Source organism: Aureibaculum luteum (genome assembly GCF_003449015.1).
In the GTDB taxonomy this organism is placed as follows: Bacteria; Bacteroidota; Bacteroidia; order Flavobacteriales; family Flavobacteriaceae; genus Aureibaculum; species Aureibaculum luteum.
The window spans coordinates 15,388-39,198 of sequence record NZ_QRGD01000014.1; the positions used below are offsets into that span (position 1 = coordinate 15,388).

General features: G+C 32.4%; 20 protein-coding genes and 1 pseudogene. 8 read left to right on the forward strand and 13 right to left on the reverse strand.

All coding sequences use genetic code 11. The features are described 5' to 3' along the window. Window positions 1-3: 3 nt before the first annotated feature. From D3P13_RS21015 to D3P13_RS21030, 5 genes are all read right to left on the reverse strand, one after another. Window positions 4-675 carry a DNA alkylation repair protein gene (locus tag D3P13_RS21015; RefSeq protein WP_117885502.1) on the reverse strand — a complete coding sequence of 224 codons (672 nt, stop codon included), beginning with the start codon at window positions 673-675 and terminating at the stop codon, window positions 4-6. Between the two features lie 194 nt (window positions 676-869). Beyond that, window positions 870-1,016 (reverse strand): hypothetical protein, encoded by a 147-nt coding sequence (locus tag D3P13_RS22000; protein ID WP_157972991.1) that lies wholly within the window; start codon window positions 1,014-1,016, stop codon window positions 870-872. 79 nt (window positions 1,017-1,095) lie between these two features. Continuing rightward, window positions 1,096-2,055 (reverse strand): YHYH protein, encoded by a 960-nt coding sequence (locus tag D3P13_RS21020; protein WP_117885505.1) that lies wholly within the window; start codon window positions 2,053-2,055, stop codon window positions 1,096-1,098. Further along, a complete protein-coding gene (locus D3P13_RS21025) occupies window positions 2,052-2,546 on the reverse strand; it encodes a GNAT family N-acetyltransferase (protein WP_198680078.1) in 495 nt (164 codons plus the stop codon). The genes D3P13_RS21020 and D3P13_RS21025 overlap by 4 nt, the downstream gene beginning before the upstream one ends. A 5-nt stretch (window positions 2,547-2,551) precedes the next feature. Continuing rightward, on the reverse strand, window positions 2,552-3,805 hold the full coding sequence (locus D3P13_RS21030; RefSeq protein ID WP_117885508.1) for a glycoside hydrolase family 27 protein: 1,254 nt from the start codon (window positions 3,803-3,805) through the stop codon (window positions 2,552-2,554). A gap of 178 nt (window positions 3,806-3,983) precedes the next feature. Between D3P13_RS21030 and yaaA the strand changes: the two genes are divergently transcribed. From yaaA to D3P13_RS21045, 3 genes are all read left to right on the forward strand, one after another. Continuing rightward, the gene (gene yaaA, locus D3P13_RS21035; protein ID WP_117885511.1) at window positions 3,984-4,742 is read left to right on the forward strand and encodes a peroxide stress protein YaaA; all 759 of its coding nucleotides are present in this window, start codon (window positions 3,984-3,986) and stop codon (window positions 4,740-4,742) included. A gap of 10 nt (window positions 4,743-4,752) precedes the next feature. Continuing rightward, entirely contained in the window at window positions 4,753-5,805 is a 1,053-nt protein-coding gene (locus D3P13_RS21040) for a tetratricopeptide repeat protein (RefSeq protein WP_198680079.1), read from the forward strand. A 263-nt stretch (window positions 5,806-6,068) separates the two neighbouring features. Continuing rightward, window positions 6,069-6,428, forward strand: coding sequence for an endonuclease domain-containing protein (locus D3P13_RS21045; RefSeq protein WP_117885516.1), 360 nt, complete (start codon window positions 6,069-6,071; stop codon window positions 6,426-6,428). 191 nt (window positions 6,429-6,619) lie between these two features. Here D3P13_RS21045 and D3P13_RS21050 read toward each other — a convergent pair whose 3' ends face one another. Next, the gene (locus tag D3P13_RS21050; protein WP_117885519.1) at window positions 6,620-8,137 is read right to left on the reverse strand and encodes a glycoside hydrolase family 10 protein; all 1,518 of its coding nucleotides are present in this window, start codon (window positions 8,135-8,137) and stop codon (window positions 6,620-6,622) included. 82 nt (window positions 8,138-8,219) lie between these two features. Then, the gene (locus D3P13_RS21055; RefSeq protein WP_117885522.1) at window positions 8,220-9,644 is read right to left on the reverse strand and encodes an L-serine ammonia-lyase; all 1,425 of its coding nucleotides are present in this window, start codon (window positions 9,642-9,644) and stop codon (window positions 8,220-8,222) included. A gap of 383 nt (window positions 9,645-10,027) precedes the next feature. On the opposite strand from D3P13_RS21055, the gene dnaK reads away from it, so the two are divergent. Continuing rightward, window positions 10,028-11,941, forward strand: coding sequence for a molecular chaperone DnaK (dnaK, locus tag D3P13_RS21060; RefSeq protein ID WP_117885525.1), 1,914 nt, complete (start codon window positions 10,028-10,030; stop codon window positions 11,939-11,941). A 155-nt stretch (window positions 11,942-12,096) separates the two neighbouring features. Here the strand turns inward: dnaK and D3P13_RS21065 are convergent, their stop codons facing one another. The 4 genes from D3P13_RS21065 to D3P13_RS21080 form a co-directional block, all read right to left on the reverse strand. Continuing rightward, window positions 12,097-13,326, reverse strand: coding sequence for a hypothetical protein (locus D3P13_RS21065; RefSeq protein ID WP_157972992.1), 1,230 nt, complete (start codon window positions 13,324-13,326; stop codon window positions 12,097-12,099). Next, window positions 13,313-15,835, reverse strand: coding sequence for a DUF2339 domain-containing protein (locus D3P13_RS21070; protein WP_117885531.1), 2,523 nt, complete (start codon window positions 15,833-15,835; stop codon window positions 13,313-13,315). The genes D3P13_RS21065 and D3P13_RS21070 overlap by 14 nt, the downstream gene beginning before the upstream one ends. A 233-nt stretch (window positions 15,836-16,068) precedes the next feature. Continuing rightward, a complete protein-coding gene (locus tag D3P13_RS21075) occupies window positions 16,069-16,530 on the reverse strand; it encodes a CAP domain-containing protein (protein ID WP_117885534.1) in 462 nt (153 codons plus the stop codon). Between the two features lie 212 nt (window positions 16,531-16,742). After that, window positions 16,743-17,537, reverse strand: a complete 795-nt coding sequence (locus D3P13_RS21080) for a tryptophan-rich sensory protein (protein WP_117885537.1) — start codon at window positions 17,535-17,537, stop codon at window positions 16,743-16,745. Window positions 17,538-17,650: 113 nt separating this feature from the next. On the opposite strand from D3P13_RS21080, the gene D3P13_RS21085 reads away from it, so the two are divergent. From D3P13_RS21085 to D3P13_RS21100, 4 genes are read left to right on the forward strand one after another with little or no spacing between them, the layout of a single operon-like run. Then, window positions 17,651-19,030 (forward strand): MATE family efflux transporter, encoded by a 1,380-nt coding sequence (locus D3P13_RS21085; protein WP_198680080.1) that lies wholly within the window; start codon window positions 17,651-17,653, stop codon window positions 19,028-19,030. Next, complete coding sequence (locus tag D3P13_RS21090) at window positions 19,031-20,488, forward strand: oligosaccharide flippase family protein (RefSeq protein WP_117885539.1); 1,458 nt, start codon at window positions 19,031-19,033, stop codon at window positions 20,486-20,488. Window positions 20,489-20,490: 2 nt separating this feature from the next. Further along, a complete protein-coding gene (locus tag D3P13_RS21095) occupies window positions 20,491-21,096 on the forward strand; it encodes a LysE family translocator (protein ID WP_117885541.1) in 606 nt (201 codons plus the stop codon). A 47-nt stretch (window positions 21,097-21,143) separates the two neighbouring features. Next, window positions 21,144-21,638: a DinB family protein gene (locus D3P13_RS21100; protein ID WP_117885543.1), complete on the forward strand. Its 495-nt coding sequence runs from the start codon at window positions 21,144-21,146 to the stop codon at window positions 21,636-21,638. Here the strand turns inward: D3P13_RS21100 and D3P13_RS21105 are convergent. Both D3P13_RS21105 and D3P13_RS21110 read right to left on the reverse strand, forming a co-directional pair. Further along, a complete protein-coding gene (locus tag D3P13_RS21105) occupies window positions 21,635-22,783 on the reverse strand; it encodes a gliding motility-associated C-terminal domain-containing protein (RefSeq protein WP_117885545.1) in 1,149 nt (382 codons plus the stop codon). The genes D3P13_RS21100 and D3P13_RS21105 overlap by 4 nt on opposite strands. Further along, window positions 22,776-23,811: pseudogene (locus D3P13_RS21110) on the reverse strand (collagen-like protein); the annotation flags it as partial. The pseudogene D3P13_RS21110 and the gene D3P13_RS21105, both read right to left, overlap by 8 nt.

Below are 23,811 nucleotides of genomic sequence, written 5' to 3' on the forward strand. Positions count from 1 at the left end.
AATTTATTTTAACAAACGTAAGGCTTCCTTTTTACTTAAGTTACTTAGCTTCGTTTTGTCTACAAATGCAATTACCCAGTCCGGATTTGTTCTACTGTATTCTCGTAATACCCAACCGATGGCCTTGTTTATGAAAAATTCTTTGGAGCCTAATAGTGAAGTAATAGTTGAACTTAAAAGTTGTGTATCTATTTCGGTTTTATATTTTAACTGAAACAGCAATGCAGACCGTTGCAACCAAATATTATCTGATTGTAACCACTTAGTACAATACGCTACTCTTTGATCAGGGAATTTTTTAAAATAGCTTCCCATCAATTTAACGGCAATATAATCTACAGTATCCCACCAAGAGTTGTGGCTCACCATATATTCTAATAAGACAATATCTTCTTTTTCAAATTGCTTTACATATTTAAATACCAATTCTTGTGCAAAATAATGGAAATCGCGTTGCGGTTTTAACCATAGTATTTTGACCAGTGTAGTTAGTTCTTTTTTCTCAGGTAGATAGTCCTTTATTAAAAATGGTTTTTGAATGGCTCTTCTGGTGTCTGTTTTTAATCCTAAATATTCAAATTGACCTCGCATATAAGCTTTTTGAGCTGCAGCGATTGTTGGGTTTGCCTGTTTTTGAAATTCAATGGTTAATATGTCTATAAAGTCTGAAATCATATTTTTTAAAATGGTGTAACTTTACCTTATATATTACGTCAGTTGGAATGATTTTACATTAGCAAAAATATTTCGAAACAAGTAATTTTTTATCACTCCTAATTTCTCTACAATTTTTCTCCATGTTATCTCGAGCGTAGTCGAGAGGTGATTCCAAAAATCACTTAATATGTAACTTTTGTTTTAAACTCCATTTATACTGAACCCATGTTCGTTTGTTTTTTGAGATAAGCTGTAGGGCTATCTTTTATAAAATAGTGCCAGCCTGCCACAGTACTTTCTCGTTGAAAATCTGGGATATCATCAGGTAAATTTTCAAGTGTTACAAAACTAAAATTCAACCTATTTTTATTTGCTTCTTTCCTTAGAGACCTCAAAAGGGCTTCAACTATAATATACTCATAGTAGATTTCATTCTAATTACTCTTGCACTACCATTTGACCAGGTTCACCGTGTAAACATTTAATTATTTCATTTCCGCCAACTTCACCCGCATGGTAATGATACCCTCTAACATCGTCTTGATGTCCACCACAATTGTCTAAATCGGTTGGTTTTTCTCCTTTTTTATCGGTTAAGGCATAAATACCAAAACCATCAATGGCATAACCTAGCATAGGAGCATGCGTATCTGTTTGCTCAATTTCTTTGGTAGAACCCGTAGCAGCATGATAATGATAACCACCGTGTGGATTTACATGTCCACCATGATCATCCAATGGAGCCAACGTATGTGCCGCTAAAATGGCATGAACTGGAGCTGGCGGATCGTAGTTTACGCCGTTAAAAGCCAATCCTAAACCGTTACGACTTAAATCTCTACTTCTATTGTTGTATACTGGAGTAACCGGTATGGTATACGTTGTTATTTGATCTTCGTAGTATTCAGGTAAACATTCTACACAATGGTTTTGGTATTCATCTTCAACATCGGGTTTAGCGGCACCTTCGCATGCTTCTTTAGATGTAGTCACTTTTATAGAATCATTTTCTCTAAAAAGATTCCATCTATCATCATTATAAAATTTGTCTAAATCAGCTATAAAATGACCATCTACATCATATACTTTGCCTTCTCTAAACCATAAACCACCTTTTTCTTTACCATCACTGATATGTCTTGGGCACCAAGGTCCCATGTTGTGTTCTGTAGGTTGCGAATGCGTTTTGATAACATAGCATAAAGTTTTTCCACCTTTTAAATCTACTTCCTTTTTAACGATATCTACAATTAAAGCATCTTTGATAAAATAATCAGGATTTACATCTACCACTTTTACTTGGCTGGCATCTACACCATTCGATTTTAAATTACACGAATAAGTAATTATTAATAGTATGGCAACTGTTAAGGCTTTGTTGAAGTTGGTTTTTATCATTCTGGTTTGTTGTTTATATTATTAGTTTCTAGTCTCATTTGTAATAGATCTGGTTTAAATCCTACTTTTTTATAGGCGTTTAAAGCACTTACATTATCAGCATATACATCCAATTGAATTTCAGTAATATTCTTGGACGTTGCCCATGTTATTAAATGTTTAGTCACGGTCCCGTTGATTCCTTTACCACGATGTTCAGGTATTACATACATAAACCCTAAATAGGCATATTGGTCTGGTTTTTTATAAACTGCAGAATCCTTTATGAGAGCATAGCCACAACCGACTAATTTGTTTTCTATTATTGCAACTAAGAGTTCAGCATCATCGCTGTTAATGAGGTTTTCTATAGTGTAATACGTGATGGGGTCTTCTTTTAAATTTAAAGCAAAAGGGCGTTCGTAAGTTATTACACCTTGTTCAAATTGTTTTAATGTCGCTAGGTCTTGTAGTGTGGCTTTACGTATTTGTATCATATTGACTTCCTTCATTTATTTTATTCTTGTTTTTTATCCTTGTATTGAAACACGTTGTAGGGTAACGACTTTCCTTTTATTTTTAATACCACAACACCATGTGAAGGGACCGTCATCTCAATTGATTTCTTAGAAGATAATGCATACATTTTTTTAGACCATAAGTCTTTCATGGTATGGGCTATGTTACCATCTAAACCAATTTGATCTAACGTAAAGGAAATACTCTCGGTTTTATCAGATCTGTTTAATAAAGCAACAGCAACTTCGCCACTTATAGTGGAGTGTAAGGGTTTGGCCCAAACTTCTAAATCACCATGATCTACTAAACGTCGAGCCTGATAGACATAAGAGCTTTGATTCAAATCAATAATTTCTTCATTCGTGATAATTTCAACAGTTTCCTTGCTCATATTCGTCAAGTCATTTCCTAATAAAAGAGGCGAATGCATAATAGCCCACATTGAAAAATGTGTTTTATCCTCTTCGTAAGACATTCCGCGACCTACTTGGAGCATATCCATATCATTATAATGACCTTTAGAACTGTATTGCCATAGGTCGGCGTTCAAATCAATAATAGCCAAAATAGAATGAAATTTATTATTGATATCTGCTGAAATTCGCCAAGAATCTGCAACTTGAGTTACCCATTTTCCAGGGAACTGCCAACGGCACACATTATAAATTACCTCAGGATTAATCGCTTTAATTTTAGTCCCAATTTCAGAATACCGGGTTTGCTCATCGAGACCTAACCATTCACCACCACACCAATCAATTTTTATAAAATCGTATTTCCATTTTTTAAGAAATAATTCCAAATCTTGATCATCATGACCATATAAACCCATGCCCACACCAATGGTGTCTTTATCCCAATACGAAGCACAAGTATTACTACCAGCATCTGAATAAATTCCGGCCTTTAACCCTTTAGAATGAATATAAGCTGCCAATGATTTCATTCCACTTGGAAAACGTTCTTTATGTACAAGTAAATTTCCATTTTGATCTCTGCCACCAAAAAAACCATCATCCGTATTTATAAAAGAGTAACCCGCATCTTTTAAGCCGGAAGATACCATGGCATCGGCTTGCGATTTAATAATATCTTCGTTAATGTTTACGCGATAGTTATTCCAACTAGCCCAGCCCATAAGTGGTGCATTAGTAGTTGTTTTTGGAGGTTCATTTTTGTCATTTTGTGCCTGAAAATGAAAACTGGCAGTTATAAAGATAAGAACACAGAAAAGTCGTTTTATGTTGTACATATAAGTGTGTGGTCATTGCAAAATGACTAAAAAATTAGGGTGAATTATAAAAATTAGGTTAAATATATAATAATTATTTAGTTTATAAACTTTTTCTATACGGGCATCAATTATTTAGTTAGTAAAGCATTTGTTTAGTCAAATCTGCTTTGTATTTTTACACTTCAATAAGAGAACTATGAAAGTAATTATATCGCCAGCAAAGTCTTTAGATTTTGAATCAGAAGTGCCAACCGAAAAATATTCAGCCCCTATTTTTTTAAAAGAAGCAGAAAAATTAAGCACAGTTTTGAAGAAGAAAAGTGCCAAACAGCTTTCCAAATTAATGCACATTTCAGACAATTTGGGGCAATTAAATTTTGATAGAAATCAGCATTGGAATGTTCCTTTTACACCTGACAATTCAAAGCAGGCTATTTATGCCTTTACGGGTGCTGTATTTCAAGGTATTGATATGGCTACGCTGCCTGTTAGTAAATTGGACCAATTGCAAGATAAATTGCGTATAATTTCTGGGCAGTATGGTTTGCTGAAACCCTTAGATTTAATGCAACCCTATCGATTGGAAATGGGTACAAAATTAAAAATTGGCAGAAAAGAGAATCTTTATCAGTTTTGGGATGGTGCTATTACCAAAGCCTTAAATGAGGAATTAAAAGATGATGAACCCGTTATTAATTTGGCAAGTAACGAATATTTTAAAGCTATAAAACCTAAGTTGTTAAAATCGCCTATCATTACTCCCGTTTTTAAAGATTTAAAAAATGGTGAATATAAAATGATTATGACCTATGCCAAATTAGCAAGAGGCTATATGGTTCGTTATATTATTGATTATGATGTTGCTACTGTTGAAGGTTTAAAAGGGTTTAATAGCGAAGGTTATGCATTTGATGCGAATAAGTCTTCAGAAACGGAGTTGGTTTTTACGCGTTAAAAAAAGTATTTTGAAAATAATTGTCACTATTCTATTTGTATTCTTTGTTTCCATTACTTATGCTCAAAAGGACAATTTTGAGCGTTTTCTAGCTGAAGGCAAAGCAGAGTTTCATAAAAACTTTGAAGAACAAGATTATGATGTTGCCGTTAGGACACTTGAAAGAGCGGTACAGTTAAAACCAGAAAATACGGAAGCGAAGTACTTTTTAGGCTATGCGTATAGTCGTTTAAATGCTAAGGATGGAGCAAGTTTAATTTCAATGAAACTTGATCTAACCATTAAATCAAGTGAGCAATTCGAGGCGGTTAATAAATTGACCCCAAAATATGAAGGGGAAATCGTAGTGTTAGACCCTTATTCAAAAATTACTTCTGAATGGGGAAGTATGGCAATGACCTATTGGCACAAAGGTCAAAAAGATCAAGCATTATGGGCCTTTAATGAAGGAATAAAAAGAGGTGGGTTTAGTGAATTTATACTTGCACTAAACAAGAAAATATTAGATTCTTGTAATGAAAATTCCATTTTATTTACATCTGGAGATCAACTCACTATTCCACTTTGGTATTTGCAAATTGTTGAAGGGTATAGAAAAGATATTGCAGTTGTTGATGCTAATTTACTAGAGTCTTCTTGGTATGCTACCTATTTAGTAAAACAGAAAGTGGTTACGTTTGATTTGCCTGAGGAAACGCTGGATAATCTAGAAATTCAAGAATGGGCTCCACAAAAAATTACAATAGGTGACTTTGCTTGGACAGTTAATCCAACCTATGAAAATACCTATTTATTTAGATGTGATCTTTTGTTGTTGAGTATCTTAAAAGCAAACAAATTTGAAAGGCCAGTTTTTTTTACTGATGGTTTCCCTAAAGATCGTCAATTGAGTTTGACTGACAATCTTTGGTCATACGGTTTTTTTGTGGATGCTATAAATTTCTATGATGATGGCCCACTTGAATTAGAATCTGATACGTCAGAAATGGATGCACTTATGGCATTGGCCATTAAGAATAGCCCTGATGAATTGTGGTTTGTTGAATTATTGAAAAGGCTTTAAGGGAATTGGCAAATTATCCGAGTGTATTATGTATGTTATTTTAGTGACGAAGATAAAGTCTAGGTCGCAAAAGTCACTCTTAGTGATGGTTATGTTTTTTGTGCTAATATCAAGTGAAAATTAGTTGGTGCTTATTAGGTTAGTTAAATGAAATATATTTTATTACCTTTTTAATTCTCCTTCTTTTTTCAAGGGGAGGTGCCCAGTAGTAAAATTTAATTTTTATGATAAAGTAGAAAGACGACGGGGTCAAAAAATACTAAATGAGTAAACTACACAACCGTAAATATCTGGAAGAACGCAGAAAAGCACTTCGCAATAAATCTACATCAGCGGAAGCTACTTTATGGATATCGCTTCAGAGAAAACAGTTAAGAGGAAGGAAATTTAGAAGACAACATAGTATTGATAACTATATTGTAGATTTTTATTGTGCTTCTGAAAACCTAATTATAGAGCTTGATGGTGCTGTACATTTAGGTTTAGCACAACAAAATTATGATGAGGAACGAACTCGTTTATTGGAAGATTTAGGATATAAAATTGTTAGATTTGAAAATAAGTTGGTTTTTGAAAGTTTGGAAGGAGTGTTAGAAGAGATTGGTAGTTATTTTATAGATTAGCGTTTACCACCTCGTCTTTATGTTTTGCTTTCGCACACATAAATCCACTCCTCCTTGAAAAAGGAGGAGAATTAAAAAGTTATCAAATTTTCCTCTCGTATAATAGAATAAAAATTCCTCCCCTTTTTTCAAGGGTAGGTGCCCAGTTAGTAATATTGAATTTTTATAATAAAGTAAAAGGGCGGAGGGGTTTAATAAACAAAAACTTCACCCTCACCAACATTATTGTTTCTACTTACAGGAACCACAACAAAAGTGGTTCTCTTTTTTAAATCGCGTTTGTTTAGGTTGATATGAGTTTCTCCTGTTAAGGCAATAATTTTTGAAGGATTATTAATTGCCATAGCTTCATCTCTTTCAAATTTATATACCAAGAATTTTACCGCTTCTTTAGCCGTATTTTCGGGTAGTTTTTTCCATGATAATTGATATTTTCTACCTTTTATTTTCGTGAGCTTTATATGAGAAACGGGGGCAGGAAAAAAGGAAGCCTTATTATTGGTTAGTGGCGGTAATGTTGGGTGTTGATAATAGTTCTCCTTTAATATTTTATTAATACCAAAGGCATTTTTATTAAAGCTTTTTGCACTAAAATAAGTTGAACCTTTAATCGTAGGTAAAGACCTATTCAAATCTAATTGCTTTTCAATTTCTGTTTTATTTTTTTGTTTCCATGCTTCATCTGTTTTACCTCCTAAGCGATACATGGCTTGCCCAATATATAGATTGGTATTATAGTTGTTTTTAATCCACCATTCTGCTATTGTTTTATAGTCAGCTTTATCATGGCCAATTTGCCAATAAATTTGAGGAAGAATATAATCTAACCAACCCTTTTTTGTCCATAGTAAAACATCGGCATATAAATGGTCGTAGTTGGTTTGTCCGGCATCGGTATTAGAGCCTGTTGGGTCATCAGCTTTATTACGCCATACGCCAAAAGGACTAATGCCAAATTGTACCCAAGGTTTAATGGATTTTATAGTTGTATGTAATTCTTCAATGATGGTATTCACATTGTCTCTACGCCAATTATCAATTTGATTGGGATAAAATTTACCTCCAAAATTTTTAAAGGCATCGGCATCAGGAAAAACTTCGTTGGCAATTTTATAAGGGTAAAAATAATCGTCAAAATGAATAGCATCTACATCATAATTCTGAACAATTTCTGCCACCACTTTATTGGTATAGGTTCTAACTTCGGGTACACCTGGATTAAAATAAGTGGTTTCTCCATAGTTTAAAAACCAATCTGGCTTTTCTTTGAGTAATGCTAACGGTTTTGTTGTCGTATTTTTATAATTAATTAAAACCCGATAAGGATTTAACCATGCATGAAATTCCATTCCCCTTTTATGAGTTTCTGCAATTGCAAAGGCCAACGGGTCGTAATAGGGTTTTGGTGGACTGTTAATACTATCGGTTAAATAGGCTGACCACGGTTCATAACTGGAATTGTAAAAAGCATCTGCCGTAGGGCGGATTTGAAAAATGATTGCATTAAAATTCAAGTCTTTAAACTGATCTAACAGTTTTATAAGTTCTGCTTTTTGTTTAGTTGGATTTAAATTCTTTTTGCTAGGCCAATCAATATTATTGACCGTTGCTACCCAAACACCTCTAAACTCATGATTTATTTTTTGGGCAAAAATAAATTGTGCAGAGAATAATACAATTATTATTGTGTAATTTATCTTCTTAAACATATTCTTAATCTAAATAGTATTATCAATTTACCTCTCCTTCGGAGAGGTCAGAAAGACCTTTTCGGTATTTCTGGGTGAGGTCTTAACAATCAGACAATGCAACATTAACGGCTAAGCCACCTGTTGACGTTTCTTTGTATTTATTATTCATGTCTTTTGCGGTTTCCCACATGGTATTTACTACCTTATCAAAGGGCACCTTAACATTTATAGGGTCAGTATCTAAAGCCAATTCAGCCGCATGGATGGCTTTTATGGCTCCCATAGAATTGCGTTCAATACAAGGTACTTGCACCAATCCACCAATAGGGTCACAAGTCAATCCTAAATGATGTTCCATAGCAATTTCAGCAGCAATTAATACTTGATCTGGAGTACCACCTAATAGTTCGGTCAATGCACCTGCCGCCATCGCGGCTGAAACTCCAATTTCTGCCTGACAGCCACCCATTGCAGCAGATATAGTTGCACCTTTTTTAAAGATACTACCAATTTCACCAGCCACCAACAAGAATTTTTTAATTTCATCAAAACTAGCTTCGTGGTTTTCAATAACCAAATAATACATTAATACGGCGGGTATTACACCAGCACTCCCATTTGTCGGTGCGGTAACTACACGGCCTAATGAAGCGTTTACTTCATTAACACTTAAGGCAAAACAACTTACCCATTTAAGTATTTGTCTGAATTTAACTTCGGTATTTCTAATCGCTTCAAGCCATTCTTGAGGATTGTTGTATAATGAAACACCGATTAAGTTTTTATGAGTGTCAAAAGCACGACGTCTTACATTGAGTCCTCCAGGTAAATTACCTTCAGTATGACAGCCAGTATACATGCATTCTAACATGGTATTCCAAATACGATGGAATTCATAATCAATCTTCTCAGGTGTTCGTATTGATTTTTCATTTTCTAGAACTACATCAGAGATGGCTCGGTTTTGACTTTTACAATACGCCAATAACTCCGTACCAAGTTTAATAGGATAAGGAAAGGTATTTGAGAAAATTTGTTTATTTTTTTTAGAGTTTTTACGTTCTTCTTTCACTACAAATCCACCACCAATAGAGTAGAAGGTAGAACGGCTTTTTTTACCCGAAATAGTAGCTGTAAAAGTCATTCCATTGGCATGAAAGGGAAGAAATTTTCTATTAAAAACAATATCCGTTTCCGGATTAAAAGCCAGTATTTTTTCGTTATTAAAAGATAATGCTTTCTTTATTTTTATGGCGGCAATAATAGCTTCGATACTTTGTGTAGGTATTGTTTCTGGGTCTGCACCACTTAAGCCAAGTAATATGGCATAATCAGTAGCATGACCTTTTCCTGTTAAGGATAAAGAACCATATAAATCAACCGTTATTTGTTCAACAGTATCAAATTTATTGGAAGTCTTTAATTCTTTTATCCATCGTTCTGCAGCACGCCAAGGCCCTAAGGTGTGTGAACTAGAAGGTCCTACACCAATTTTTAACATATCAAATACCGAAATACATTCCATATAATTCTATTAGAAACTAATAATCAAAAATAGATAAAACAATTGAGTAAACTTAGTATTTATAATCGAAAAGGAAAGGAAGTTTGAACTCAGGTTAGCAAAGTGGTAAACTTCAAATTACAAGAACCAAATTCCAACGAAAGGTTTTGAATTATTAGAATCTTGTTTTTTATCGGAACATATGTCTTAATCGTATAATTAATGAACAATCATTAGTTATTTATGCCATGTTGCCGTGAGTGAATACACTCCTAAAACTGCCACTCTGTCATTATTATAAAAAAAATGCTGTCAAAATCATTTAAAATTAGCGTTGGCATAAAGATTGACTAATTACAATCAGTAATCAAAAAGAATAATCTAAAAATCTAAATATTTATATTATGAGTAAAATTATAGGAATAGATTTAGGAACAACCAACTCATGTGTTTCTGTAATGGAAGGTAATGAGCCAGTAGTAATTCCTAATGCAGAAGGAAAAAGAACAACTCCTTCTATTGTAGCATTTGTTGATGGTGGCGAACGTAAAGTTGGTGACCCTGCTAAAAGACAAGCAGTGACTAATCCTACAAGAACGGTATATTCAATTAAACGTTTTATGGGTAACAAGTATTCTGAATCTAAAAAAGAAGCAGAACGTGTACCTTATAAAGTGGTTAAAGGAGACAATGATACACCAAGAGTAGATATTGATGGCAGAATGTATACGCCACAAGAAATCTCAGCAATGATATTGCAAAAAATGAAAAAAACAGCCGAAGACTATTTAGGTCATGAGGTTAAAGAAGCTGTAGTAACTGTACCTGCATATTTTAATGATGCACAACGTCAGGCTACAAAAGAAGCTGGTGAAATAGCAGGTTTAAAAGTGAGTCGTATAATCAATGAGCCTACAGCGGCTGCATTGGCATACGGATTAGATAAATCTGGTGAGGATAAAAAAATTGCGGTTTACGATTTAGGTGGTGGTACTTTTGATATTTCTATCCTAGAAATTGGTGATGGTGTTTTTGAAGTATTATCTACAAATGGTGATACGCATTTAGGTGGTGATGATTTTGATCAAGTAATTATTGATTGGTTAGCAGATGCCTTTAAAAAAGATGAAAACGTTGATCTTAGAAAAGATCCAATGGCTTTACAACGTTTAAAAGAAGCTGCTGAAAAAGCTAAGATTGAATTATCTTCTAGTACACAAACAGAGATTAATTTACCTTATGTTACCGTTGTAGATAATGTACCAAAACACTTGGTAAAAAAATTAACTAGAGCTCAGTTTGAACAATTAGCACATGATTTAGTGAAACGTTCAATGGATCCTGTAGCAAAAGCATTAAAAGATGCTGATCTTAAAACTACTGATATTGATGAAATAATTTTAGTAGGTGGTTCAACTCGTATTCCTAAAATTCAAGAAGAAGTAAAAAAATTCTTTGGTAAAGACCCACATAAAGGTGTAAACCCTGATGAGGTAGTTGCTGTAGGTGCTGCAATTCAAGGTGGTGTGTTAACAGGAGATGTAAAAGATGTACTTTTATTAGATGTTACGCCATTAGCCTTAGGTATTGAAACTATGGGTAATGTAATGACTAAATTAATTGAAGCCAATACTACAATACCAACTAAAAAATCACAAGTATTTTCAACTGCAGCTGACAACCAGCCTTCAGTAGAAATTCATGTGTTACAAGGTGAGCGTGCTATGGCAGCCGATAATAAAACAATTGGCCGTTTCCATTTAGATGGAATTCCACCAGCACAAAGAGGTGTTCCACAAATTGAGGTTACATTTGATATTGATGCCAATGGTATCATCAATGTATCAGCTAAAGATAAAGGTACAGGTAAAGAACATAACATTCGTATTGAAGCTTCTTCAGGATTATCAGAAGATGATATCAAAAAAATGAAAGCAGATGCTGAAGCAAATGCTGAATCTGATAAACAAGCAAAAGAAACTGCTGAAAAAATCAATGGTGCTGATTCAATGATTTTCCAAACAGAAAAACAATTAAAAGAGTTTGGAGAAAAATTATCTACTGATAAAAAAGAACCAATTGAAGCTGCGTTAGAGGAATTGAAAAAAGCACATGAGTCTAAAGACTTGGCACAAATAGATACTGCCATGGAAAAGATAAATGAAGCTTGGAAAGTTGCCTCTGAAGAGATGTACAAAGCAGAACAAGAAGGTGGAGCTGCTGGTGATGCAGGAGCTGCAGGAGAAGCGGAAGGTTCTTCAGCCACTGAAAGTGATGATGTACAAGATGTAGATTTCGAAGAAGTAAAAGAAGATTAAATTATTCTTAGTTGTCATTCCGACGAAGGAGGAATCTCATGAACAGTACTTGTCATTTGAACAGATTCCTCGTGCCTCGGAATGACAACATGTAAAACAAAAATCCCGTTCCAAATATTGGAACGGGATTTTTTTATTTTAAGATAAAAACGTAATTATTTTTCCTTTTTCAAATCCTTTAAAAGGCTGCTTGTAAAATATAAGATAACGATACCTGCCAAAGAAATACAAAGCCACATAAACCATGATTTTTTCCAAAAGACATCAACGGCATCTGTATTTGATTGAGGTGTGCTTTTATGGATAATATTAGTAATGGTTACTTTCGGTAGATTACTAGAGATATTACTTTTAAAATAAGAAAGATCGTATTGAGGTGTTTTCAACGCTTTATCGCCGGCTTTAATAGTAAATTTTTCATTGGTTTTTAAGGAAGCAATAATATATATGGGGTCTTGAAAAAAAAGTATTTCACTAACTTCTATCGGTGCATTATCGTTATTTTCAATTTCAATAAAAAAATCATTTTCAAATATTTCTGAGATATTAAAACTGTTCGCACTATTAGAATTTAAATAAAATTGAGCGAGGTTTTTTCTATAGCTTTCTTCTTTTCCTTTAACTTCTTTCGTTACTGTTTTATAAAGTGTAGCTTTTCTATTATAAAAATCAGGAGCCGTTATATTAAAGAGAATCTGATTTATGATTTCACGATTTTTAAATAGGAAGTGAATTTTGGTGATTTTTTCATCAGCAATTTCTGTAATTTCTTTTGAGGTAAAATTAATTTTGAGTAGAGCCTCATTGGTAACTTCACTTTTTGTGCCACCAATTCTTACTATATTTATAGGTAATGAGTTTTTATCATCGAAAATAATTTTAATATATTTATAAGCGTTTATAGGAAACGTTATCTTTTTAAAAATTTTAGTATCATCTGAATCCTGTAAACCAGATAATCTTGTATTATTTTCTAATCCGAACCATTCTTCCTGATCATTACTGCCTAAAAGACGGTATGATTTTGAACCTGCGTAATTGGCAATTTGAAGTACTAATTGGTTTATTGTCTTCTTTGGGTTTTTTATTACCGCTAAGGTTACGGAGTCTTTAATCGTTTTTTTTGAAATAATTTCGTAATCAATGAATTGATTTACAGTAACGGACGCACTTTTTTGACGTATAAAATAAGGAACTTCATTTCCGGAAATATCCAATATCCTAAAATCACTTAAATCGCTGTTAGAAAACGACCTTATTTCGTTCGGTACAAGAATTTCATGCAGACCGTCAGTTTTAACATCACTTAATTCTCCTTTAATAAGCTGTTGAGAAAAAATGAAATTTGTAAATAAGAATACTATTATAAACTTAAAGTTCTTCATTTTCTTGTTTGACGTTATCATCTTCATCATCTAAAATTAGAACTTTAATTTTTTGATAAACATATGATATGATTAATATTAAGATACCTAACAATATAAAAGCAATGATTTTACCGGTTTCTGACACATTGGTAATATCAAACACAAATAACTTTACAATGGTAACGGCCAATAAAACTAAGGCTACAATTCTTAGTGTCTTTATTTGCTTTTTAATACCTATTATTAAAAATACAAAAGCAAGTACTCCCCACAATACTGGGAAACTAGTTTTAGTAATTTTTAATTTTGCTTGATTGATCATTGATGTTACTGTTGTATCATATAAATAAAACAAGTCATTTTTATATAGTTCGTAATATTCATTAGCTTTCAATTGCTCTACAGTAACTGGCGAATTCAATATTTTTAATCCATGCAGCATCAATTCACTACTTGTTATAAAAATAACAGCAATTGCTGCAAGCCAAATAAATAATTTATTTTCAAATATTGGAAATACTACTTTTTGTTTGTTAGAATTATAAAGTAAGTATGCAAAGTATATAATAAATGCTAAAGATATATAATGTAAATAAAATGCAATTTCCGTATGAACACCAGTACTTAAATATTCTTTATGTTCGCTAAAAGCTAATATTGAAATGTATAAAATAAATAGTGTAATGTTGAAAATTGCAATAATATTCATCAATTGAATACCTAGTTTTGTTTTCTTTTTATACAATATAAAGGATACTATAGCCGTAAATAATAAATGATAAACAGCGGATAGAGATAGGGCAGAAGCGGTATTCTCAATATAATAATTTGATTGATATAAAACTTCTAAAAGGCCTACGATGTAGCCCAATATAATACCAGCTATACCCATAAAATTCCGATAAATTATAGGATTAAATACGAAATTCCATTTTTTTAAAATTTCATTTTCATTTTTTAATAAATAGTGTACTGAAAATATTGAAAGTAATGCAAATAGTCCAGTTGCAAATATTGGATTGATTATGATATTTAGATGAGCTGTGCTAAAGTATTTTTGCTCCCAATCTAATAGTAAGCTAATCATCATCAATGCATGTACAATTACCGATGCAAAACGATAGCTCTTTATTTTTGATTTTTTAGCTAACCACATTAATAAAACAGCTTCTGCTGCCCAAAATAAGGTGATATAATTACCTTGAAATTGTATTGGAATAGCTAACGTAATAAAGGTAAGCGTAAGGCCAATTAATAAATAAACGGCTATTTTGTCCAACTGAAATTTCTTATAAAGTAACCACGCGTATATAAAATTGAGTAATCCCAGAGCAATAGTAAAAATTCCTTTTAGTTCTGAATGAAAATCACTAAAAATTACCATACCAATAGCATAAAACACAAATGTATTAACGACCAAAATACTGAGCTGTATCTTAGAGAAAGTACCTTTGGTTCTAATATTATTGATAATATTTGTAATAATAAAGATGAGATAAAAAGCAAAAGAAAAAATTAGGGCATCTAAATAATGAGGTTCTTCACTTATTATTTCTTGTATAAACCATCCACCAAATAATAGGGTGGTAAATATAAAAGCCAGAACATTTACTAAATTCCATTTTTTGTAATAGGCCATTGATAGTATTCCTATATTTAATATAATAATATAGGTAAACAGTACAATGTAATTACCCGTACCCGTACTAATCATAAATGGCACAGCAAAACCTCCTATTAAGGAAAGGATGGCTAATTCCATTCTATTATACGATATAGAAATTACACTACTAAAAGCAGTAATTACAACCATTATTGCAAAAGCAACAGTTTGGTTAAAAAGTCGATATTCATGAAATGCAATACCAATGGTAAAATAAAATATAGCAATTGCACCTGCTACTAAAACGGAACTAAAAGATCCATAATTCTTACGCAATCTGTGTGCTATTAGCATAACTAATGCTCCCGCTAAAATACCAATACCAACTCTGGCAGGTTCATTTATCCAATCTTTATCAATGGCATATTTCACAAAATAACTAATACCCAAAACAAGAATTAGAATTCCTATTTTATTTATTAAATTTTCACCAATAAACTTTTCTAAATCAGGGTTTTTCTCTTTAAATTTTTCCCAATACGATTTTTTAAGTGGTTTCGGTGTGTATAAAGTTTTAAAATTTTCTTCTAATGGTTCTTCTATTATAGTATGTTCCTTCTGCTTCTCGAATATAGGTTCGCTTGTTATCTTAGCATGGCTAATGTTAATTTCTTTATCAACTTTTTCTTTGAGAGGAATTGATGGAGGTAAAGTGTCTTCTATGTTTTTAGAGATTATAGGAGGTTGAGGATCCTCCGCAATAGTATTTGATTTTTTTTCTGTGACTTTAGGTATTTCCTTACTTAAATCAGAAATTTTTTCAGTTAATTCTTCAATGCTTCTTTTTAAAACAGAATAATTAGAATTTGTTTTACTAATTAATACAATTAATAAAACCAAAATAATAAATAATATAAACTCCATGGCTTATTCTTTTGGGTCGGTTTAATACAAATGTACTGATTAATGGTTCAAGAAATAGTCAATTTTCGCTGTAAATAATGGACAAAACGGTAATAACAAAAATCCCGTTCCAATAGTTGGAACGGGATTTTTTGGTTTTGATTCTGATTAGTATCAGAAATATATATAAGTATTTAGCGGGTCAATTGCTTTGTTGGATAACTATAACAGTTAAAGTTCATTTTTAGTATAATTTATCTGTAAAAAAGTTGCGTAAAATAATAAGTACCTTCAGCGTTTTGAACAGCAGCGATACCTGTATGTGTAAAATTGCCTTCAATATTTTCTTTATGTTCTGAACTGTTTAACCATGCAGTGACCACTTTTTCGGCCGTATTATAGCCATAAGCTACATTTTCACCTGTCCCTTTTGCATTTTCATTTCTTTTTAAGTTATTAGCTCTCGAACTAAAATTATCGTGGCTAATCTTATCTTTTGCAATCATATATTTACTATGGTCAATGGCAAGATTATCAGCAGTAGTATTTCTTGATAATATTTCAAGTCCCTTACTCTCTCTATGAGCATTTACTAAATTGAATATTTTATCAGTAATACTTGTTTCAACGAAAACTTCATCAGTATCATCTTCAGAACATGAAGATATCGATACGAATAATAATAGTAAAATACTATATTTAAATAGGACTTTCATGTGATTAAGTTCTTATAGTTAGTTATTTATATAACTATAAAATAGAATATTTAGTATAAAATTGATTATTGAAGTTGAAAACGAACCCTATGTGGTTAGCTGTATTTAGGAGTTAAATATGTCTAAATAGATTTAATTAAGCAGCAGCAGTACGATATGATTTTTAAGTCATTTTTGGTATTCTAGTATCAAAGTTGAGTAAATTTATGATTTTATTTTAGAAAAAAGGGATTGGTCTTTCTGTTTTTAAATCCATGATACATAACATAGCCGAACAGAATAAGGGCTCCTATTAAAGCCGTATAAGCAATGCTTTTATATTCATTTTGCTGTTTTATATATATGGCTATCAATGCCCAAACACCAACTAAGGCAAATTCTCTCATATTTCGTTTGTAAATGATTAAGGTATTTAATAACGTAGCAATAATTATCATGATAATAGTCCATTGTATTTCAGATAATCCAAAGCCACTCCATTCAATTTTGGCCAAGTAAGCAGTAATATTCGCAATAGTGGCAACTGTAATCCATCCCGAATAAATACAAATTGGCCACCAATAAAACCCAATTGTTTTTTTGGAAGCATCTAAACGCTCCATGTTTGTATTTAAAATTATTTTTGTCAAAGAAATTAGCATTACAATCATAATACCTACAGAAAGAAGTGTGTTTTCATAGAGCCATGCAAATACCCAAGCTGCATTTGCTAAGTTCGTTAATGCAAACCAATAACCAGTTTGATTTATAAATTCAACATTTTTTTTGAGCTTGAAAGTTTGGTAAATTTGAAAACCACAAAAAGTAATTAGTCCTACATAAATAATGCCCCAAATAGAAAAAGCATACCCAGCTGGAGTAAATAAGTTGGTATATTTATCACTGAGTCCACCAATCGTATTTCCATTAATTGTATAGACTTGAGAATAATAATTAATTCCAATAGCAATAATTACGGATAAGGAATTAAGTATTGAAAATTTTTGTTGATTTTTAATAACGCTCATACCTCTAAAATAATAATTTAAAATCTTATTTCAAAACAAAATGTATTTATCTACTTCGTATTTATCCTCTGACAAAATCTATTACCTTTGCAAACATTAAAAATCAAACTTTTTTGAATCTTAAAACATATACATCAGAATTTCGCTATAATTTAAAATTGGCTTACCCAGTTATGCTAGGCATGATTGGCCATACGATGGTTAGTTTTATTGATAATATTATGGTGGGCCAAATGGGAACTGCTGAACTGGCGGCTGTATCTTTAGGAAATAGTTTCGTTTTTATAGCGATGAGTTTGGGCATAGGTTTTTCAACTGCTATTACGCCCTTAGTTGCAGAAGCAGATGGTGAAAAAAATATTGAAAAGGGAAAGCAAACTTTTAACCATGGCTTAATTTTATGCACCGTTCTCGGGATTGTTTTATTTCTATTGATATTGGCTATAAAACCGCTGATGTATCATATGAGTCAACCAGAAGAGGTGGTAGCACTGGCAATTCCTTATTTAGATTTGGTTGCTTTTTCTTTAATTCCATTAATCATATTTCAGGGCTTTAAACAGTTTGCAGATGGCTTGTCACAAACCAAGTATGCCATGTATGCTACTATTATAGCAAATGTTATAAATGTAGTGTTGAATTATTTATTGATTTTTGGAAAATTTGGATTTCCGGAAATGGGTATTATCGGAGCTGCGATCGGAACTTTGGTTTCAAGGGTTGTTATGTTGGGTTATATATGGTTGTTGTTGAAATCAAAAACAAAATTCAAACCTTATTTTGAGCGATTTAGTTTTAAAAATATAAAGAAAGGCATACTCAAAAAAATAATAAATCTTGGCTTTCCTTCAGCCTTGCAAATGTTTTTTGAGGTGGCTATTTTTACGGCTGCCATTTGGTTAAGCGGTGTATTGGGTAAAAATCCACAAGCGGCAAATCAGATTGCACTAAACTTGTCTTCCATGACTTTTATGGTGGCTATGGGCTTAAGTGTTACAGCAATGATTAGAGTAGGGAATCAAAAAGGATTAAAAAACTTTAAGGAATTACGACGTATTGCGTTTTCCATATTTTTACTGACCTTCTTTTTAGATATTATTTTCGCCTTAGTATTTATGATATTCAATCAAGAGTTGCCAAGAATTTATGTAGATGAATATGACCTAGTCAATCAAATTGATAACTTAGAAGTGGTGAGTATCGCTGCTAAATTATTATTAGTGTCTGCTGTTTTTCAAATTTCTGACGGATTACAGGTAGCTGTGCTGGGGGCCTTAAGAGGTTTACAAGATGTTAAGATTCCTACGATAATTACTTTTATTGCCTATTGGCTAATTGGTTTTCCTATTTCTTATTTTTTAGGAAAGGAAGATATGTATGGTAGTGTGGGGATCTGGTTAGGATTGTTGGCAGGTTTAACTGCCTCTGGAATATTATTGTATATTCGATTTAATTATTTAACTAAGAAATTAATTAATCAAACCATTCAATAAATGGGTATTGTTTTAAAACAATCTTTTACCAACACCCTGATTCTTTTTTTAGGTTTTGCTATTGGTGGCATAAATGTTTTATTTATTTATACGCATTTTTTACACGAAGACTATTACGGTCTCAACACATTTTTATTATCTACTGCTAATATTTTATCGCCCTTAATGGTACTTGGTATGCAGCATACCATCATTAAATTTTTTACTTCGTTTCATACAAAATATGAGCAAGATCAATTTTTAACCAGTGCATTGGTAATGCCTTTATTTATTATTATACCCTTAGGTTTTATTGGAGCTTTTACCTATGAAAGTATTGCAAACTGGTTATCTGTGGAAAACGCAATAATTAAACCGTATACCTATCTTATTTTTTTTACCGCAATTTTTATTGGTTATTTTGAAGTGTTTTATTCTTTTAGTAAAGTGCAGTACCAGTCCGTTTTTGGTAATTTTGTTAAGGAGATGTTTGCCAGAATTTGTGCCACTATTCTATTGTTTGCCGTGCATTTTAAATGGATTACTAATGAACAATTTATATATGCTATTGCTATTGTTTACGGGTTGCGAATGCTCATTATGATGATTTATGCCTTTTCGTTGTATAAACCTGATTTTATTTTTAAGTTGCCTAAAAATAGTCGTGAGATTTTGTCTTACTCATTCTATATTATTTTGGCAGGATCGGCAAGTGGTATTTTATTAGATATTGATAAATTTATGATTCCACAACTTGAGCAAATTGCTGAGGTTGCCTATTATGCAGTAGGAATATATATAGCTTCAGTTATTGCTATTCCGTCAAGGGCAATGCAACAAATTATAAACCCACTAACAGCTAAAGAGCTTAATAATAATAACCTAAAAGAAGTTTTAAGTTTGTATAAAAAAAGTTCTATAACGCTATTAGTCGCTGGAGGGTTGTTGTTTTTACTTATCAATTTGAATATTCAAGATTTATATGCATTCATAAATAAACCAGAATATGCAGTGGGAGGGATGATTGTATTGATGATTTCTATTTCCGAAATGTATAAGCTGGCGTTAGGTACAAATGGAGCCATTTTAACTAATTCTGATCATTATAGAGTGTTTTTCTATTTCTCAATAGCCATGGCATTAAGTGTTATTTTTTTAAATAAATGGTTAATAGGTGTTTTAGGAATAGATGGTGCTGCATTAGCAACCTTAATTGTAGTACTAATTTTCAGTACTATTAAAATTATATATATTCAAGTAAAAATGAATATGCAACCCTTTACAAAAAAAACAATAGCAATTTTGGCTGTGATTTTAGTCCTGTTTTTTGCGTTTTATTTTATAGAACTACCATTTCATGCTTTGGTAAATATGATAATAAAGTCTATTGTTGTTACTCTCATTTATACTTTTACAGTATATAAGTTTCGTATTTCTGATGATGTAAATGGCTTAATTAATAAATACATTCAGCGATAAATATGGCATACGTTTTTCATCTTTTTTTAGGACTTATATCTGCTTTTTTAGGATTGTTAGCTCCAGGTATGCTAAACATGACCGCAGTTAGAACAACCATAGAACAAGGGAAGAGAGCAGGAGTAGTATTTTCAGCCGGAGCGTCAGTTGTTGTGTTTATTCAAGCTTCAATTGCATTGGTTTTTGCAAATTATTTAAGTCAAAATCCCAATGTATTTAACCATTTGAAAATAGCAGCAATTATTGTTTTTTTTATATTGGCACTATTTTTCTTTATACAAGCTCGAAAAACATTTAATGCAGAAGGAAAGTCAAAAAAAGGAAATTTATTTTTTATAGGAATGTTAATGTCTGCAATAAACATGTTGGCTATTCCTTTTTATTTCGGACTCACGACCTATTTTGAAGTTAATGGTCAGTTAATAATGGAGCAACCTTATATTATTTTATTTATAATAGGGGCAGGCTTAGGTTCGTTCGCGTTATTTTTTCTATATGTTTTTTTTGCAAGTTTAATAACAAGGCGTGCCAAATTTATTGCCACAAATATAAATTACATATTAAGTGGTCTGTTTTTTATTTTGGGCATAATTGCTTTCTTAAAATAATCCGTAAATTAATTATTATATTTGCGACTAAAGGTCAAAATATTACTATGATTGATGCCATTGAAAATAATTTAAACCGAGGTATAGGCTTACTTAGCATTATAAGTGATGAGGAATATAGTAATGTTTCTGTTAAACCCTATCACTCAAGTATAGGTATACATATGAGACACGTTTTAGATATGTTCGATTGTGTTTTTTGCGGATTAGATGCTAGAGAAATTAATTTAGCGGCTAGAAAGCGAAATACGGAAGCAGAACAAAAAACAGAAATGGGTTTGGCGTATTTTAACCAAGTTATAAGTAAATTAAGAAGTCTGACTTCTGAAGATTTAAATGAAGTTGTAGTGGTCTCTGACGATTTAGGCCTAGGCATGATTACAACCAAATATACTGTAGCTTCTATATTATCACAAGCTCATAGCCATGCTATTCACCATTTTGCGAGTATTGGTTATATCATTTCCCAATTAGGAATTGAATTACCAGATGCTGATTTTGGTTATAACCCTACCACACCTAAAAAAGATGTATTGGCTTAATAATTAATATAAACCCAACCTTTATACGTCCTATTCTTTAGCGTTACTTTATCTTTTAATTTAAGAATAAAATAGTAGGTTCCTACAGGTACAACTATTCCTTTATCTATAGTACCACTGTTTTCTGATATACCGCCCCATGTATTGTCGTAATTATCTTTTTCATATATAATTTTTCCCCAACGGTCATAAACTTCAATTGAATTCTCTTGAGTTAAATCTAATCCGCTGATTTCAAAGTTATCATTCATACCGTCTCCATTTGGAGAAAATCCAGTATTTATTGTAAATTCATTGCCTGCAGGTTCAGAAGCAATCGTTAACACCTCATAGTCGTTGGGTACAAAAGAAATTGAAGTAATATCACCTTCCTCTAAATCTCCAGAAACATCATTTCTTCCTAAACTATCCCAACGTAGTGTTTTTGTATTCCAACCAACAACTCTTAATAATTCAATATCATCTGTTAGGTTTTTAATATCACTATCAAGATCCCAAGTAAGCGTAACTTCAATAGCTTCATTACCATCTAAATCCCAAAACTCTTTATCATTTACTTTAGAAAGAATAGGAGCAAAGCTGTTGGTATCAAATAGTGTTGAAAATGTAGTAGGACTATTAGGATCCTCATAAAAGTATGCACTTTTAAAAGTTGAAATTGAATTTGGTTTAGATATCGATAAGGGTCTTAACTTATCTTCATCTCCAATAGGAAAAGTGAAATCAATATCTCCAAAAAGTGCGGCATAACCATCTACATGTTCAAAATCATACTCACCGTTATAATCCGCTTGAAGGAAGTCTAATGAAATATCTAAATCACTTCGTGGAGTAAATACTTTTCCATTAATAAATTCTAACGTATTATATACACCCATTGATGTTTCCAAATTTAAACCGTCTAACACATCAATTTCTGAATTGTAAAATTCGGCAATTGATGTACCTGATATTGTCAGTTGATCTTCTCCATAAAACCCACTAAGACCTAAGTTGCTATTAAACATACCGTCATTAATTAGGTTGGTATGGAAGCCGATTTTACCTTCGTCGTGAATTTGAATATCACCAAAGTTATGAAATGCTGTCTGACCTATTAAAAGTTGCCCAATTGATAGGAAAATAAATGTGAATATCTTATTCATATGCTTGAAACATTATTACTAAATTATCTGCTTTATTATCAATATTAAGGGTAAAACCATCAGCCGTAAAAGTTCCAAATTCAGCAGAAGTAATACCTAGATTATCACCATTTTGACTACCATACCTTACACCAATACAATGATTAGGTGAAGCAAAACGTGAGATATCGTTAATAGAATTTCCATGACCTCCGACATATATTACTTGTTGGGTTGTTCCTCTAACATATCCATTCATTGTTCCAAATGAGTTTGCAAGGCTATTATTATTATTTCCTACTCCGTTATCAGCATTAATAGTTAGAGATTCAACATTTGCATGAGCTACAAAACTTATTTGTGAGGGTTTGAACGGAATTCCAGAAATGGTTATATTTCCTGTAGCTGTTATTGTAAAATGGCCAAGGTAAACTCTATTTGAAGAACCTGCTGTTCCAGTTGCTCCCGTAGCACCAGTATCACCTTTAGCACCCGTATCACCTTTAGCACCAGTAGCACCGTTGGTACCATTTGTTCCGTCTTCGCCATCTATCCCATCATAGATAAACGACGTGAATGTAATTTCACTTGAATCTAAATAGTTATCCCTATCTAAATCTAGTCCTGTAAATAGTGAAGTACCTTGTCTAGTAACACCACCAACTGTTCTCGATTCTTGTGCAGTACGCGTAAGTGTGTTGTAGCCATTAGTTCCATCATTACCATCTTGACCGTTAGTTCCGTCAACACCATTTGCACCAGCGTCACCTTTTTCACCTTGGATACCTTGAGCACCTGTTGCACCATTAATTCCATTCGTTCCGTCGATACCATTTGTACCAGCATCACCTTTTTCACCTTGAATACCTTGAGCACCAGTTGCACCATTAATTCCATTCGTTCCGTCAGCACCATTTATACCAGCATCACCTTGTTCACCTTTATCTCCTTTAGTACCATTAGTTCCGTCAGTACCATTTGTACCAGCATCACCTTTTTCACCTTGGATACCTTGAGCACCTGTTGCACCATTAATTCCATTCGTTCCG